This is a genomic window from Streptomyces sp. HUAS 15-9, assembly GCF_025642155.1.
In the GTDB taxonomy this organism is placed as follows: Bacteria; Actinomycetota; Actinomycetes; order Streptomycetales; family Streptomycetaceae; genus Streptomyces.
This window is the reverse complement of sequence record NZ_CP106798.1, coordinates 5,081,777-5,097,650: the sequence shown is the minus strand read 5'-3', so window position 1 is coordinate 5,097,650 and position 15,874 is coordinate 5,081,777. Positions and strand designations below refer to the sequence as shown.

15 protein-coding genes are annotated in these 15,874 nt (G+C 71.0%); 10 read left to right on the top strand and 5 right to left on the bottom strand.

Going from position 1 to position 15,874, the window contains the following annotated elements:
• Positions 1-112 precede the first annotated feature (112 nt).
• The 5 genes from N8I87_RS23555 (at position 113) to N8I87_RS23535 (ending at position 6,984) form a co-directional block, all read left to right on the top strand.
• The gene (locus tag N8I87_RS23555) at positions 113-1,315 is read left to right on the top strand and encodes a sensor histidine kinase (RefSeq protein ID WP_263211493.1); all 1,203 of its coding nucleotides are present in this window, start codon (positions 113-115) and stop codon (positions 1,313-1,315) included.
• A 111-nt stretch (positions 1,316-1,426) separates the two neighbouring features.
• Positions 1,427-2,788 carry a sensor histidine kinase gene (locus N8I87_RS23550; protein WP_263211492.1) on the top strand — a complete coding sequence of 454 codons (1,362 nt, stop codon included), beginning with the start codon at positions 1,427-1,429 and terminating at the stop codon, positions 2,786-2,788.
• A gap of 298 nt (positions 2,789-3,086) precedes the next feature.
• Entirely contained in the window at positions 3,087-3,746 is a 660-nt protein-coding gene (locus N8I87_RS23545) for a LuxR C-terminal-related transcriptional regulator (RefSeq protein WP_316750111.1), read from the top strand.
• A 237-nt stretch (positions 3,747-3,983) separates the two neighbouring features.
• Positions 3,984-5,912 (top strand): 2-oxoacid:acceptor oxidoreductase subunit alpha, encoded by a 1,929-nt coding sequence (locus tag N8I87_RS23540; RefSeq protein WP_263211489.1) that lies wholly within the window; start codon positions 3,984-3,986, stop codon positions 5,910-5,912.
• Positions 5,905-6,984, top strand: coding sequence for a 2-oxoacid:ferredoxin oxidoreductase subunit beta (locus N8I87_RS23535; RefSeq protein WP_263211487.1), 1,080 nt, complete (start codon positions 5,905-5,907; stop codon positions 6,982-6,984). Before N8I87_RS23540 ends, N8I87_RS23535 begins: the two co-directional genes overlap by 8 nt.
• Positions 6,985-7,000: 16 nt before the next feature.
• Here the strand turns inward: N8I87_RS23535 and N8I87_RS23530 are convergent, their stop codons facing one another.
• Positions 7,001-7,414, bottom strand: coding sequence for a winged helix-turn-helix transcriptional regulator (locus N8I87_RS23530; protein WP_263211486.1), 414 nt, complete (start codon positions 7,412-7,414; stop codon positions 7,001-7,003).
• Between the two features lie 92 nt (positions 7,415-7,506).
• On the opposite strand from N8I87_RS23530, the gene N8I87_RS23525 reads away from it, so the two are divergent.
• The 3 genes from N8I87_RS23525 to N8I87_RS23515 all read left to right on the top strand — a co-directional run bounded on the left by N8I87_RS23525 (position 7,507) and on the right by N8I87_RS23515 (position 9,975).
• Positions 7,507-8,361: an SDR family oxidoreductase gene (locus tag N8I87_RS23525; RefSeq protein WP_263211484.1), complete on the top strand. Its 855-nt coding sequence runs from the start codon at positions 7,507-7,509 to the stop codon at positions 8,359-8,361.
• 139 nt (positions 8,362-8,500) lie between these two features.
• On the top strand, positions 8,501-9,493 hold the full coding sequence (gene rarD / locus N8I87_RS23520) for an EamA family transporter RarD (RefSeq protein ID WP_263211483.1): 993 nt from the start codon (positions 8,501-8,503) through the stop codon (positions 9,491-9,493).
• Between the two features lie 5 nt (positions 9,494-9,498).
• Positions 9,499-9,975, top strand: coding sequence for a VOC family protein (locus N8I87_RS23515; RefSeq protein ID WP_263211481.1), 477 nt, complete (start codon positions 9,499-9,501; stop codon positions 9,973-9,975).
• On the opposite strand, the gene N8I87_RS23510 is transcribed toward N8I87_RS23515, so the two are convergent.
• A complete protein-coding gene (locus N8I87_RS23510; protein WP_263211479.1) occupies positions 9,972-11,282 on the bottom strand; it encodes a tetratricopeptide repeat protein in 1,311 nt (436 codons plus the stop codon). The two genes, N8I87_RS23515 and N8I87_RS23510, sit on opposite strands and share 4 nt — an antisense overlap.
• 147 nt (positions 11,283-11,429) lie before the next feature.
• Here N8I87_RS23510 and N8I87_RS23505 point away from each other — a divergent pair, with 147 nt between their 5' ends.
• Positions 11,430-11,969 (top strand): DUF6668 family protein, encoded by a 540-nt coding sequence (locus N8I87_RS23505; RefSeq protein ID WP_263211477.1) that lies wholly within the window; start codon positions 11,430-11,432, stop codon positions 11,967-11,969.
• Between the two features lie 120 nt (positions 11,970-12,089).
• A complete protein-coding gene (locus N8I87_RS23500; protein ID WP_263211475.1) occupies positions 12,090-12,683 on the top strand; it encodes a flavodoxin family protein in 594 nt (197 codons plus the stop codon).
• Between the two features lie 16 nt (positions 12,684-12,699).
• Here N8I87_RS23500 and N8I87_RS23495 read toward each other — a convergent pair whose 3' ends face one another.
• The 3 genes from N8I87_RS23495 to N8I87_RS23485 are packed head-to-tail and all read right to left on the bottom strand — an operon-like array spanning position 12,700 to position 15,841.
• Complete coding sequence (locus N8I87_RS23495) at positions 12,700-13,599, bottom strand: ABC transporter permease (protein ID WP_263211473.1); 900 nt, start codon at positions 13,597-13,599, stop codon at positions 12,700-12,702.
• Positions 13,586-14,566, bottom strand: coding sequence for an ABC transporter ATP-binding protein (locus N8I87_RS23490; protein ID WP_263211472.1), 981 nt, complete (start codon positions 14,564-14,566; stop codon positions 13,586-13,588). The genes N8I87_RS23495 and N8I87_RS23490 overlap by 14 nt, the downstream gene beginning before the upstream one ends.
• A 33-nt stretch (positions 14,567-14,599) precedes the next feature.
• The gene (locus tag N8I87_RS23485; protein WP_263211470.1) at positions 14,600-15,841 is read right to left on the bottom strand and encodes a LolA family protein; all 1,242 of its coding nucleotides are present in this window, start codon (positions 15,839-15,841) and stop codon (positions 14,600-14,602) included.
• Between the last annotated feature and the right edge of the window lie 33 nt (positions 15,842-15,874).

Sequence of the window (15,874 nt, the reverse complement as noted above, 5' to 3'; positions counted from 1 at the left end):
GGGACCGTAAGCAGCCTGTCACGGCGTGAGACGCCAGGGTGGGGTTTTCCCCAGGAGACCCCTGCGGCGAACTTCATGGCGCCATCGCGCGACGCACGGCACGCTAGCCGGTATGACCGCTCCCACCCCCTCCGCCGGCATCGCGCGGGCCGACGGCGACGAACAGCTGCCACCGGTCCGTTTCGCCTATGACCCGCACACCTGGAAGGAGATCGCGCATCTCCTGGTGAACCTGCCGATGACGTTGCTCGGGTTCACCTACGCGGTCACCGCGCTGTTCGTGAGCGGCATGCTGACGGTCACCGTGGTCGGCTTCCCGCTGCTCGCGGGCGCGCTGCTGGGCGCGCGGCAGCTGGGGAAGCTGGAGCGGGCGCGGGCCCGCGGGCTGCTCGGGGTGCGGGTGGAGGAGCCGAGTCCGCTGCCGCTCGGCAAGGGCGGCGGGCTGCTGCAGCGGCTGTGGCTGGCGCTGAAGGACCCGGTGGGCTGGCGGACGCTGCTGTACGACCTCATCCGGCTGCCGTGGGGCATCCTCACCTTCGTCACGGTGCTGACCGGGCTGTTCGTGCTGTGGCCGGTGCTGCCGTACATCGTGCGGGGGCTGTCGAACGTGGACCGGGTGATGGTGCGCGGGCTGCTCTCTCCCTCCGACGAGCTGGAACGCCGTATCGCCGAACTGGAGTCCGATCGCGGGGTCGTCGTCGACACCGCGGCCGCCGACCTGCGGCGCATCGAGCGCGATCTGCACGACGGGGCGCAGGCCCGCCTGGTCAACCTGGCCATGGGGCTGGGCCTGGCCAAGGAGAAGCTCCTGGAGGACCCCGATTCGGCCGCGGAGATGGTCGCGGAGGCGCACGGCGAGGTGAAGCTGGCGCTCCAGGAACTGCGGGATCTGGCCCGCGGCATCCACCCCGCCGTACTGACCGACCGCGGGCTGGACGCGGCCCTGTCCTCGGTCGCCTCCCGCTGCACCGTGCCCGTGAAGGTGACCGCCGACCTGGAGTCGAGACCGGTCGCCGCGATCGAGGGCATCGCCTACTTCACCGTCTCCGAGCTGCTGCAGAACATCAGCAAGCACAGCGGGGCGCGGTCCGCGTCGGTCGACGTGTGGCGGGTGGAGGACCGGCTGCTGATCCAGGTGTGGGACGACGGCCGCGGGGGCGCGCGTCTGGACGGCGGCAGCGGGATGCGCGGTCTCGCGGAGCGGCTGGGCGCCGTCGACGGCCTCTTCGACGTCGCTTCGCCGCCCGGCGGCCCGACCACGGTCACCGCCGAGCTGCCCTGGCGGGACCGGAGCCAGGCCCCCCACGGGGAGTAGGGAAAACCCCCCGGACAGGACGCCGACGGACTCCATGGTCCACGGACCCGCGGCCGAGCACGGTGGGGGTACGGCAACAAAGCCGCCGGACGAGGAGAACGGACGACGCCGATGGCCACGGAGTACGGACAGGGGTACGGGCAGGGGTACGGGCACCACAGCGGGCCCGGATTCCGGGACGCGGACGACAGGGAGCGGCGGCTGCCCGCCGCCCTGCGCGCTCCGTTCGAGGCACGCAGCTGGCGGGAGTTCGGCTACGTCCTGCTCAGTTTCCCGATCAGCACCGTGTTCTTCGTGTACGCCGTGACGATGGTGTCGGTCGGGGCGGGCCTGCTGGTGACGTTCCTCGGGATCCCGGTGCTGGCGGCGGCGCTGGCCGGCTGCCGCGGCCTCGGGGCGGTGGAACGGGCGCGGGCCCGCGGGCTGCTCCGCCTCCAGGTGGCCGACCCCGAGCCGCTGCGGATGCGCCAGCCCGGCGCGCTGGCCTGGATGGGCGCGGTCCTGAAGAGCGGCACGTCGTGGCGGCACCTGCTGTACGCGCTGCTGCACTTCCCGTGGGCGGTGTTCTCGTTCGTCGTCGCGGTGAACTTCTGGGCGTACGGCTGGGCGCTGCTGACGTACCCGCTGTGGTTCTGGGTGTTCCCGATGTACGCCGGGCAGGGCGGCCTTCAGCTGTACGGCGACGGGACCCACAGCATCTATCTCGACAACCCCTTCGAGATCACCGTCACCGCGCTGGTGGGCCTGCTCTTCACGCTGGCCACGCCGTGGATCGTACGGGCGCTGACGCTGGTGGACCGGCTGATGGTGCGGGGGCTGCTCGGACCGTCGCAGCTGGCCACGCGGGTGGTCGAGCTGGAGTCCGACCGGGGGGTCGTGGTCGACACGGCGGCCGCCGACCTGCGGCGCATCGAGCGGGACCTGCACGACGGGGCACAGGCGCGGCTGGTGGCGCTGGCCATGGGTCTGGGGCTGGCGAAGGAGAAGCTGACCGAGGACCCGAAGGTGGCGGCGCGGATGGTCGAGGAGGCGCACGGCGAAGTGAAGACGGCGCTCCAGGAGCTGCGCGACCTGGCCCGCGGGATCCATCCGGCGGTGCTGACGGACCGGGGTCTGGACGCGGCGCTGTCCGCAGTCGCCTCCCGGTGCACGGTGCCGGTGCAGGCCGACGTGGACCTCGAGGAACGGCCGGCGCCGGCCATCGAGGGGATCGCCTACTTCACCGTCTCCGAACTGCTGCAGAACATCAGCAAGCACTCCAGGGCCCGCCAGGCCACGGTCGACGTGTGGCGGTCCGACGACCGGCTGATGCTGCAGGTCACGGACGACGGGGTGGGGGGAGCCGACGTCTTGGCGGGCTCGGGGCTGGCGGGGCTGGCCGAGCGGCTGGACGCCGTGGACGGAATTCTGGTCGTGGACTCCCCGGCCGGCGGGCCCACCCGGATCACGGCCGAGCTGCCCTGGCGCCGCTGACGGATCCGGCCCGGCGGCCGCACCGCCGGGCCCCACCGTGCCCCTCCCCGTCGGGCCCCGCCGTGCCCCACCCGGCCGGGCGGCACAGTGCCCCTCCCCGGCTGTCGTGGCACACCCGGACCACCCCAGAACAAGCCGTCCGGGGAGCGGAACAAGCCGTCCGGGGAGCGGAACCCGACATGCCGCGGGCCTAATCCCGTGGCCCGGGCGCGACGAGGTCCGAATGCTGGAATGCTGGACTTTCGTCAGGCGCGGAACGAAGACGGGTTGTGGGGGCCGGAAGATCGTGGAGGACAGGGTGCGGGTGGTCATCGCCGAGGACTCAGTGCTGCTCAGAGAGGGCCTGACCCGGTTGCTAACCGACCGGGGGCACGAGGTCGTCGCCGGTGTCGGGGACGCCGAGGCGCTGATCAAGACCATCGCCGACCTGGACGCACAGGGCGCGCTGCCGGATGTTGTGGTCGCGGACGTACGGATGCCGCCGACACACACCGACGAGGGAGTACGGGCGGCGGTGCGGCTGCGCAAGGCACATCCCGGACTCGGCGTGCTGGTGCTGTCACAGTACGTGGAGGAGCGCTACGCCACCGAACTGCTGGCCGGTTCCAGTCGTGGCGTCGGCTATCTGCTCAAGGACCGGGTCGCCGAGGTGCGGGAGTTCGTGGACGCGGTCGTACGGGTCGCCCAGGGCGGTACGGCCCTGGACCCCGAGGTCGTCGCGCAGCTGCTCGGGCGCAGCCGCAAGCAGGACGTGCTCGCCGGGCTCACCCCGCGGGAGCGGGAGGTCCTGGGGCTGATGGCCGAGGGACGGACGAACTCGGCGATCGCCAAGCAGCTGGTGGTCAGCGACGGAGCCGTGGAGAAGCACGTCAGCAACATCTTCCTGAAGCTGGGGCTGTCGCCCAGCGACGGGGACCACCGGCGTGTTCTGGCCGTTCTCACCTATCTGAACTCATGAGGACCTGACACTGTGTCAGCACACGCCCGAACGAGAACCGGCCGGCACACGGGAGCGTCTTCATAGAAAGCCCGGGGGGCAAGAAATCATGACAAGTCAGGGCGACGAGTCGTCGAAATGTGCCGTCCATCATGCGAACGGCCGAGGGAAGGCGACCCTAACCGACGTAGGGTTGATCCTGGGAAGGTCCATGGGACGACCAAGCCCGGACAGCCGCCTCGAAGGAGGTCCAGTTCAGTGACCAGCCAGGTCAGCAGGACAGCGGAACAGGCCGACGGAGCCGTCGTAGGAGAGCAGCGGAAACCGCGTGGCGTGAAGGATGTACGGCGCCTCGATCGGGTGATCATCCGGTTCGCGGGGGACTCGGGTGACGGTATGCAGCTCACCGGTGACCGGTTCACGTCCGAGACGGCGTCCTTCGGCAACGACCTGTCCACGCTTCCGAACTTCCCGGCCGAGATCCGTGCCCCCGCCGGGACGCTGCCGGGGGTTTCGTCGTTCCAGCTGCACTTCGCCGACCACGACATCCTCACCCCGGGGGACGCGCCGAACGTGCTGGTCGCGATGAACCCGGCCGCGCTGAAGGCGAACATCGGGGATCTGCCGCGCGGTGCGGAGATCATCGTCAACACCGACGAGTTCACCGGGCGGGCGATGCAGAAGGTCGGGTATGCGGCCAGCCCGCTGGAGGACGGTTCGCTGGACGGTTACAGCCTGCATCCGGTGCCGTTGACGACGCTGACGGTCCAGGCGCTCAAGGAGTTCGCGCTGTCGCGCAAGGAGGCCGAGCGCAGCAAGAACATGTTCGCGCTGGGTCTGCTGTCGTGGATGTATCACCGGCCCACGGAGGGCACGGAGAAGTTCCTGCGGGCGAAGTTCGCGAAGAAGCCGCAGATCGCCGAGGCGAACATTGCGGCGTTTCGGGCGGGCTGGAACTTCGGTGAGACGACCGAGGACTTCGCGGTCTCCTACGAGGTGGCGCCGGCGGCGACGGCGTTTGGGCCGGGTCTGTACCGCAACATCTCCGGGAACCTGGCGCTGGCGTACGGTCTGGTGGCCGCGTCCCGGCAGGCGGATCTGCCGCTGTTCTTGGGTTCGTATCCGATCACGCCGGCCTCGGACATCCTGCACGAGCTGTCGAAGCACAAGAACTTCGGGGTGCGTACGTTCCAGGCGGAGGACGAGATCGCCGGGATCGGTGCGGCGCTGGGTGCGGCGTTCGGCGGCTGCCTGGCGGTGACGACGACGTCGGGGCCGGGGGTGGCGCTGAAGTCGGAGACGGTCGGGCTTGCCGTGTCGCTGGAGCTGCCGCTGCTGGTGATCGACATCCAGCGGGGCGGGCCGTCGACGGGGCTGCCGACGAAGACGGAGCAGGCGGATCTGCTGCAGGCGATGTACGGCCGCAACGGCGAGGCCCCGGTCCCGGTGATCGCGCCGCAGACCCCCGCGGACTGCTTCGACGCGGCGCTGGAGGCGGCCCGGATCGCGCTGGCCTACCGCACGCCGGTGATGCTGCTCTCGGACGGCTATCTGGCCAACGGTTCGGAGCCGTGGCGGATCCCGGAGCTGGAGGAGCTGCCGGATCTGAGCGTGCAGTTCGCCCAGGGCCCCAACCACACCCTGGACGACGGCAGCGAGGTGTTCTGGCCCTACCAGCGCGACCCGCACACCCTGGCCCGGCCGTGGGCGGTGCCGGGCACGCCGGGGCTCGAGCACCGGATCGGCGGGATCGAGAAGCAGGACGGCACGGGCAACATCTCCTACGACCCGGCCAACCACGACTTCATGGTCCGTACCCGCCAGGCCAAGATCGACGGCATCACCGTCCCCGACATCGAGGTCGACGACCCGCACCAGGCCACCACCCTCGTCCTGGGCTGGGGCTCGACCTACGGGCCCATCACCGCCGCGGTGCGCCGCCTGCGCACGGCCGGTGAATCCATCGCGCAGGCCCACCTGCGCCACCTCAACCCGTTCCCGGGGAATCTCGCAGCGGTGCTGAAGCGTTACGACAAGGTGGTGATCCCCGAGATGAACCTCGGGCAGCTCGCCCTGCTCGTCCGGGCGAAGTACCTGGTGGACGCCCACTCGTACAACCAGGTCAACGGCATGCCGTTCAAAGCGGAACAGCTTGCCAAGGCGCTCAAGGAGGCCATCGATGGCTGAGACGTCCACGGAAGGCGCGGGCACGATCGAGGCGCTCTCGCTGGTTCCGAAGGCCGAGGGCCGGCAGTCCATGAAGGACTTCAAGACGGACCAGGAGGTGCGCTGGTGCCCCGGCTGCGGTGACTACGCGATCCTGGCCGCGGTCCAGGGCTTCATGCCCGAACTCGGCCTGGCCAGGGAGAACATCGTCTTCGTCTCCGGCATCGGCTGCTCCTCCCGCTTCCCGTACTACATGAACACGTACGGCATGCACTCCATCCACGGCCGCGCCCCCGCCATCGCCACCGGCCTGGCCACCTCCCGCCGCGACCTGTCCGTCTGGGTCGTCACCGGCGACGGAGACGCCCTGTCCATCGGCGGCAACCACCTCATCCACGCCCTGCGCCGCAACGTCAACCTCAAGATCCTCCTGTTCAACAACCGGATCTACGGCCTGACCAAGGGCCAGTACTCCCCGACCTCCGAAGTCGGCAAGATCACCAAATCCACGCCCATGGGCTCCCTGGACGCGCCCTTCAACCCGGTCTCGCTGGCCATCGGAGCCGAGGCGTCCTTCGTCGCCCGCACCCTCGACTCCGACCGCAAACACCTCACCTCGGTCCTGCGCGCCGCCGCCACCCACCCCGGCACCGCACTCATCGAGATCTACCAGAACTGCAACATCTTCAACGACGGCGCCTTCGACGCCCTCAAGGACCAGCAGACCGCCCAGGAAGCCGTCATCCGCCTCGAACACGGCGAGCCCATCCGCTTCGGCCCCGACAACACCCGCGGAGTCGTCCGCAACACCACCACCGGCGACCTGGAAGTCGTCACCGTCACCCCCGACAACGAGCACCGCATCCTCGTCCACGACGCCCACACCGCATCCCCCACCACCGCGTTCGCCCTCTCCCGCCTGGCCGACCCGGACACCCTGCGCCACACCCCCATCGGGGTCTTCCGCTCCGTCGACCGCCCCGTCTACGACACCGAAATGGCCGACCAGCTGGACACGGCGGTCGAGCAGAACGGCAAGGGAGACCTGGCCGCGCTGCTGGCCGGCGGGGACACCTGGACGGTGATCGGCTGAGCCGGCCGACGCGCGTCTACGAGGCCCGGGACTGGATTTCCCGGGCCTCGTCGTATGCCCGGCGGGCCTTCTCCACGTCGTCCATCCGGCTCTCGGTCCACAGCGCCAGCGCCCGCACCTGTTCCGCGGCCTCGCGGCCCAGGTCGGTCAGGGAGTAGTCGACGCGGGGCGGGATGACCGGCTTGGCGTCACGGTGGACCAGCCCGTCGCGCTCCAGGGTCTGGAGGGTCTGGGTGAGCATCTTCTCGCTGACCCGGCCGATCGCCCGGCGCAGCTCGCTGAAGCGGTACGGGCGGTCGAGGAGCTCGATCAGGACCAGGACACCCCAGCGGCTGGTGACGTGCTCCAGGACCATGCGGTGGGGGCACATCTCCTCACCGACCGAGTACTTGGACGGCCCGGCGGACGCTCCCTCAGCACTTACTCTCATGCCAGTACCTTACTTCAAAGTGGGTACTTTCATGCAGTTAGTGCACCTCCTAGGGTTAGTGACAGCCGCACCCCACAAGGAGATTGCTGACCATGAGCATCGTCGTCACCGGAGCCACCGGACACCTCGGCCGCCACGTCGTGGAGCAGCTGCTGGAGAAGGTCCCGGCCGAGCAGATCACCGCCGTCGTGCGCGATGAGGCCAAGGCGGCCGACTTCGCGGCCCGCGGCGTGAAGATCGCCGTAGCGAACTACAACGAGCCCAAGACCTTCGACGGACTCTTCGCGTCCGGCGACAAGGTGCTGCTGATCTCCGGCAACGAGTTCGACAAGGGCCGTGTCCAGCAGCACCGGGTCGTCATCGACGCCGCCAAGGCGGCAGGCGTGGCGCTGCTGGCGTACACCAGCGCTCCCGGCAGCCTGACGGCCGCGCTCGCCGACGACCACCGGGCCACCGAGGAGCTGCTGCTCGCCTCCGGCCTGCCCTACACGCTGCTGCGCAACGGCTGGTACCACGAGAACTACACCGAGAACCTCGCCCCGACGCTGGAGCACAACGCCGTCGTCGCGGCCGCCGGTGACGGCCGCGTCTCCTCCGCCTCGCGCGCCGACTACGCGGCCGCCGCCGTCGCCGTGCTCACCGGCGAGGGCCACGAGAACCGGGCGTACGAGCTGGGTGGCGACGAGGCCTGGAGCTTCGTCGAGTACGCGGCCGAGCTGAGCAGGCAGACCGGCAAGGAGATCGGCTACAGCCCCGTGCCCGCCGAGGCGCTCCAGGGCATCCTCACCGGCGCCGGTGTGCCCGAGCCGTTCGCCGTGATCCTGGTCGGCGTGGACGCGTCCATCGCGCGGGGCGAGCTGGTCATCTCCTCCGGCGACCTGTCCCGGCTGATCGGCCGCCCGACCAGCCCGTTCTCCGAGGCCATCGCCGTCGCGCTCAAGGGCTGAGGCTCCCCCGCCGGGCCCGGGCGCACCCGCACCCCCCGCTGTCATGACCGTATGGCGATACGGGCATGACAGCAGGGGGTGCTCGGCGTTACCTTTCCTCCGGGCGGACAGGACCGCGTGGAGTGAGCAGGAGGGGCCCGTGGCCGACATATCGAAGGGCGAGCGGCGGACAGGTCTGCTGAACGGCTTCGCGGCCTATGGGATGTGGGGGCTCGTTCCCCTCTTCTGGCCTCTGCTGAAGCCCGCCGGACCGGTGGAGATCCTCGCCCACCGGATGGTGTGGTCCCTCGCGTTCGTCGCTGTCGCGCTCGTCTTCGTACGGCGCTGGGCCTGGGCCGGGGAGCTGCTGCGGCAGCCGCGTCGGCTGGCCCTCGTCGCGTTGGCGGCAGCAGTGATCACGGTCAACTGGGGTGTGTACATCTGGGCCGTGAACGCCGGTCACGTCGTGGAGGCCTCGCTCGGGTACTTCATCAACCCCCTGGTCACCATCGCCATGGGCGTACTGCTCCTGAAGGAGCGGCTGCGGCCCGTGCAGTGGGTGGCGGTGGGCGTAGGGTTCGCCGCCGTGCTCGTCCTGACCATCGGATACGGGCAGCCGCCGTGGATCTCCCTGTGCCTCGCGTTCTCCTTCGCCACGTACGGGCTGGTGAAGAAGAAGGTCAACCTGGGCGGCATCGAGTCGCTGGCCGCCGAGACCGCGATCCAGTTCCTGCCCGCGCTCGGCTATCTGCTGTGGCTCACCGCACACGGCGACTCGACCTTCGGCACCGGCAGCACCGGGCACTCCGCCCTGCTCGCCTCGACGGGAATCGTCACCGCGCTTCCGCTCGTCTGCTTCGGGGCGGCCGCGATCCGTGTGCCGCTGTCCACGCTGGGGCTGCTCCAGTACCTGGCCCCCGTCTTCCAGTTCCTGCTCGGCATCCTCTACTTCCACGAGGCCATGCCGCCCGAGCGCTGGGCCGGCTTCGCGCTGGTCTGGCTCGCGCTGTCGCTGCTCACCTGGGACGCCCTGCGCACCGCCCGCCGCACCGCCCGCCGCAGCGCCCGCCGCAGCGCCCGCGCCCTCGCCGAACTCCGGGACAGCCGGATCCCCGCTTCCCGTGAGGAGGACACCCCCGTCGGCTATAAGTGAGCGGCATGACACAGACTCCGGACGCCACGCCCGCCCCGCTGCACTGGAAGCTCGTCATCGACGCCGCCGACCCGCACGCGCAGGCCGACTTCTGGGCCGCCGCGCTGCACTACGAGGTCGAGGACAACAGCGCGCTCGTCGAGCGGCTGCTGGAACTCGGCGCGCTGCCGGGTGAGGCCACTGTCGAGTTCCACGGCCGCGCGGCCTTCCGGGACCTGATCGCCGTACGGCACCCCGAGGACCCGTACGACGAGGAGCGCGGCATCGGGCTGGGGCGGCGGCTGCTGTTCCAGCGCGTCCCGGAGGCCAAGACCGTCAAGAACCGGCTCCATCTCGACCTGCACCCGGGTGAGGGACGACGGGCGGACGAGGTCGAGCGGCTGAAGAGGCTGGGTGCGCGCATGCTGCGGGAGGTGCGGGAGCCCTCCGGGGAGTGGGTGGTGATGGCGGACCCGGAGGGGAACGAGTACTGCGTCGCTTAGACGTTGCCGGGGTGCGCCACCCTGCCGGCACGTTCGGTGAGGCGGCCCATCCGGTTGTGCGCGGACTCCAGCTCTTCGATGTCGTCGGCGGCCGGGCCCTCCTCGGCGGTGAGCTCCGTCCACAGCGCGATCAGTTCCCGGCCCAGGCTCAGGCCCTGCTCGGGGTCGCGTACGGCACGCCAGGCGGCGGCCGCGCTCTGCACGTTCCCGTACGCCCCCTCGGCGTCATGGGCCTGACGGCGCAGCCGGGCGAGGTCGAGCGAGAGCCGGAAGGCGCGGAGCGGGTCGCCCGCCAGGTAGGCGATGTAGGCGGTCAGCTCGCGCAGGTGGAGCACCTCGGGGTGGTCCTGGCCGAGCAGGGCCGAGGCCTCCGCGACCGTGCGCTGCGCCAGCTCGGCCGCGGCATCGATCCGGCCCGCCTTGACGGCCTCGTTGATCCGCGTCATCGGCTCGGTGAGCAGCGCGGCGCCCTCTTCGGTGGTGGTCACGGGGCCGTCACCGAGCACCTCTTCGGCCACGGCGTCGAAGCCGCGGGCGGGGGTGGGCTTGGGGTCGGGGTCGGGGTCGGTGACGTAATCGGAGGCGGGGGGCTTGGCGGCCGGGGATCCGACGACCGCCTTCGGCTGCGCGTCCGGCTCGGGCAGGGCGACCGGCTCGGGCAGGGCCATCGGCTCCGGTACGGCGACCGGCTCGGGTCGGGCCATCGGCTCCGGTACGGCGACCGGTCCCGGCTCTGTGGTCATGACGGGCGGTGGCCCGAACACCCCGGTCGGCATCTGGACGATCCCGGGGGCCACGGGCTCGCCGGTCACCGCCGCCTCCGGCACGGCCCGCAACGGAAACGTGGGAACGGCGTCCCGGACCGGCTCATCGGCCGGCCGCGGCAGACGGGTGGGCCTGTCGGAAGCCAGCCGCTCACGCAGCGAAGCCACCCGCTCGGGCAGCGGCGCCACCCGTTCCACCAGCGGCGCCACCCGTTCCGCCGACGGAGCCGCCCGCTCAGGCAGCGGTGCCATCCGCAGCGGCTCGCCCGCGAAACGGCTGGAGCCGTCCGCCTCCACCTGGAGCGGGACGACGTAACCGATGCGGGCGTCGTGGACCGAGGCGAGTATGGGGCGGCCGGCCGCGAGGACGAGGCGCTGGAGATGGTTCAGGACGGCCTGCTGGATCTCCTCGCCGGGCCCCGCCACGACCGGTTCACCGGCGACCGACGCGCCGCCCGTACCCGAGACGCGGACATCCACCGGTTCCGCCGGGAAGGCGGCCCGCTGCTGTTCCCGCTTCTTCTCGCGGCTGAGTCGAGACATCGGTCCCCCTCGCTCCCCCGGCGTCACGATCCGGTCGTACCCGTGCGTACTGTCGAGTGTCTCCTGTCGCTACGGTTCCCACGTCACCGCGATGTCACAGACTCGCACCAGGCACTGACACGCCATCTGAACAGGAGGAGCGCGGGAATGCAGCCAGGCGGGCAGCAGGGGCCGGAGATCTGGATCCGTGGGCCGGTCGCCGGACCGGAGCGGGAGCGGCATCCGGAGCCGGACCGGATCTGGGGGACGCCCGCACACGGGCCCCTTCCCGCCCGGCACTTCTCCTGGGTCGGCACACACGGCGGCGCGGGCACCAGCACGCTCGCGGCGGTGTACGGCGGCCGGGACTGCGGACGCGACTGGCCGGGGCCGGACGCCCCGCCGTCGGTACTGCTCGTGGCGCGGACCCACGCGACCGGGCTGGCCCGTGCCACGCAGGCCCTCGAAACGTTCCGGCAGGGCGCCACACCAGTCGGTCTCGAGCTGGACGCCGTGGTGCTCGTCGCCGACGCCCCGGGGCGGCTGCCGCGCCAACTGGACCGGCAGGTCAAGGTGATCGAGTCGGTCGTCGACGTGTACCGCGTGCCCTGGGTGGACGACTGGCGCCTGGGCGATCTGAGCGGCGGGGCACCGCGGGGGACCGATGCGCTGGTGCGGTTGACCGGAGCGGCGGGCGGCGGGCGGTAGTCACGCCGGGAGCCCCGGGGTGGTGGTCGCGCAGCCCCTTTCCCAAAATGCTTGCGTATGCATATGATGCATGTGCTTGTATTCGTCGCACGCCGTACGTCGATCCTCCTGGGGGAAACCATGACTCGCCGCTTCCTCTTCGTACTGGGCAGTGCCCGCGCCGACGGGAACTCCGAGCTGCTGGCCCGCACGGCCGCCGAGCAGTTGCCCGCCGACGTGGAGCAGCAGTGGCTCAGCCTCGCCGAGCACCCGCTGCCCGACTTCGTGGACCGGCGGCACGACAGCGACCACGTGCGGCCCGCCTCCGGCAGCACCACCGGCCTGTTCCTGGACGCCACGCTCGCGGCGACGGACATCGTGATCGTCTCGCCGTTGTACTGGTACTCGGTGTCCGCCCACACCAAGCGCTACCTGGACCACTGGTCGGGCTGGCTGCGCACCCCCGGCGTGGACTTCAAGGCAACCCTGGCCGGGCGCACGCTCTGGGGTGTCACCGCGCTCGCGCACACGGAGCCGGAGGTGGCCGATCCGCTGGTCGGCCTGCTCAGCAACTCGGCCGCGTATCTGCGGATGCGCTTCGGCGGGGTGCTGCTGGGCAACGGCAGCGCGCCCGGGGACGTACTGCGGGACGCGGAGGCGCTGGCGCGCGCGAAGACGTTCTTCGCGGGGGAGGCGCCGCTCGCGCGGTTCCCGTACGAGACGGCGGCCGCCTGAACCCCGTACGGTGCCGCTAGGCGCTGATGTCCTTCGTCGTGAACCGCGCCCAGGCCGCAGAGCCGAACACCGCGGCGTACAGGGCCTGCAGGCCCAGGTTCTTGACCAGGTCGTCCCAGTAGACGGGGTCGCGCATCAGGTCGGCGAAGGACAGCCAGTAGTGGGAGAAGAAGTACGGCTGGAGCGCGTGCAGCTGGGGTATCTGGTCGAGGATCTGGACGGTGATCAGCAGGCCCACCGTGGTCGCCATCGCCGCGATCCCGCTGTTGGTCAGCGTCGAGATGAACAGGCCGAGGGCCGCGATCCCGGTCAGTGACGCGGCGACGACCAGGGCGATCAGCAGGGCCCGGCCGAGGCCCTCGCCGAAGCCGATCCGGGTGCCGGAGATGGTCGTCAGGTCGCCGAGCGGGAAGAGCAGCGCGCCCGCGGCCAGCGCGGAGACCGCGACCACGAGGGTGGCCAGCAGGCAGAAGGCCATGACGGTCGCGTACTTGGTGAGCAGGAGGCGGGTGCGGCCCGCGGGGGCGACCAGGAGGTAGCGCAGGGTGCCCGCGTTGGCCTCGCCCGCGATCGCGTCGCCTGCGACGACGCCGATGGCCATCGGCAGGAAGAACGGGAGTGTCGCCGCCAGTGCGGTGAAGACCAGGAACAGGCCGTTGTTGGTGATCTGCGCGATGAAGGCGGGCCCCTCACCGCCGCCACCGCGGCCGGTCTGCCCACCGCCCCGTGTCTCGATCTTCACCGCGATCCCGACCAGGATCGGCACCCCGGCCAGCACCGCCAGCAGCGCGAGCGTGCGCCAGCGCCGGAAGGTGGTGAGCAGCTCACTGCGCAGCAGACCGAAGGTCCACAGCGGACTCGGGGCGCGTACGGCCGGCTTCTGCGCCTGCGCCGGTGCGAGTTCAGCCTGCGACATCGAAGCCCTCCCCCGTCAGTGCCACGAACGCGTCCTCCAGCGAGGCCCGTTCGACCACGAAGCCCCGCACGCGCACCCCGGCCGTCACCAACGCAGCGGTGAGGTCGGCGAGTTCACCCGTCGGCGGCTCTGCGGTCACCCGGTCCTCGGCCATGACGACCTCGGCGACCCCCCGCTCCTTCAGCACCCGGGCCGCGTCCTCGGTGTCCGGCGTGGTGACCACCAGCCGGCCACGCGCACTCGCCGCCAGGTCCGCCACCGCGCCCTGGGTGATGAGCCTGCCCTGCGCCATGACCGCCGCGTGCGTGCACACCTGCTCGATCTCGTCGAGGAGGTGGGAGGAGAGGAAGACGGTGGTGCCGTCGGAGGCCAGTTCCCTTATCAGGGACCGGATTTCACGCATGCCCTGGGGGTCGAGCCCATTGGTCGGCTCGTCCAGGACGAGGAGTCTGCGGGGCTGGAGAAGCGCGGCCGCGAGTCCCAGGCGCTGCTTCATGCCCAGGGAGTACGCCTTCGCCTTCTTGCCTGCGGCGGCCGTCAGGCCCACCCGGTCCAGTGCGGCGGCGACGCGGGTGCGCCGGGTGCGCGGGTCGGCGGTCGGGTCGGCGGCGTCGTACCGCAGGAGGTTGTCCCGGCCGGAGAGGAAGCCGTACAGGGCGGGCCCCTCGATGAGCGCGCCGACGTGCGGCAGCACGGCGCGTGCGGACCGGGGCATGGGACGCCCGAGTACCCGCGCGGTGCCGGAGGTGGGCTCGATGAGCCCCATCAGCATGCGGATGGTGGTGGTCTTGCCGGAGCCGTTCGGACCGAGGAAGCCGAAGACGCTGCCCGCCGGGACGGTCAGGTCGAGACCGTCCACGGCGAGCTGTCCGCCGCGGTAGCGCTTGGTGAGGCCGCGGGTGTGGATGACGCACGGTTCCGCGTCCCCCGCCTCGGTCTCCCGCTCCGTGGCGGACGGTTCGTCCATCGGCTCCCTCGATTCGTCGTACCCGCAGGGTACTTACTTCGCCGTGTTCGCCGCCCGGACCAGGGCGTCCTTGGTCACCGCACCGACGTAGACCTTGCCGTCGTCCGTGATCAGGGCGTTGATCAGGCGGGTGGAGAAGACCGTGCCCTTGCCGAACTTGCCGTGCACCTGGTCGCCGAGCGAGCCGAGGAAGCCGCCCAGGTCGCCGCCGCCGGCGGCGGAGCCGGACGGTACGCCGCCCTTGCTGCCGGTGTCGAAGGTGGCGATGGAGTTCCAGCCCTTGCCGAGGACGTCGAAGCCCTCGGCACCCTTGAAGCCGTCGCCCCCCTTGAAGCCCTCGGCCCCCTTGCCGAAGTCGTCGCCCGGCTTCAAAGAACCCTTCCCGGGCGCCTTCGACGCCTGGTCCTCCTCGGTGACCTTCGCGCCCTTGGGCGGGGTGAAGTCGAAGGTCGAGGCGGCCGGCTTGGCGAAGCTGACCTGGGTGAAGCCCGCGTCGACGACGGCAGCGCCGCCGCTGTTCGGGGTGAGGGTGAACTTCAGCGGCATCCCGGTCTTCGCGTCGACGGCGATGCTGATCGCGCCGACGGTGGTGCCGGACTGCTTGGGCTTGATGAGCAGCTTGTAGGCGTCCCGGCCGGCCACCTGCGCGGTGCCGTCGACGGTCACCGACGTGGTGTCGTCCACCGACTTGAGGGCCTCGTCGGCGAAGTCCTTGGGCGTGGCGGGCGGTTCGCTCCCCTTGTCCTTGCCCTGCTCGTCGGCCTTGCCGTGGTACACCTCATTGGACTTGCTGTCGTAGCCCCACACGTCCTTGCCGTTGTGGATGAGGCTGTACTCGGCGGCGCTCTCGATCAGCGAGAGCTTCTGCCGGTCCGGGCCGTCCGCGGCGACGCGCAGGGTGTGCGTGCCGCTGACGAGTTCGGTCAGCTTGGACGTCGGGTCGGCGGACGAACCGTCACCCGACGGGCCCGCGCCGGAGAGCAGACCGCTCTCCAGGCCGCCCAGGTCGGGGAGCCCGAGGTCCGTGCTGACCTTCACCGTGCCGGACATCTGCTGCACGTCCGACTTGGCGATCTTCTCGATGAGCTGCTGCGCGGTGATCTTCGGCAGATCGGGGTCACCGGAGTCGGCGAGCGCCGGGACCAGCCCGATGGTCGCCGCCGCCACCCCCACCACCGCGACCGGTACGACGTACCGGGCGGCCTTGCGACGCCCCGAGCGCAGGTCGTCGACCTGCGTCGCGCCCGTGGTGCCGTCGGATTCGTACGGTGCCATGTGTGCCTTACCTCCGTCGTCGGCGGCGGCCGT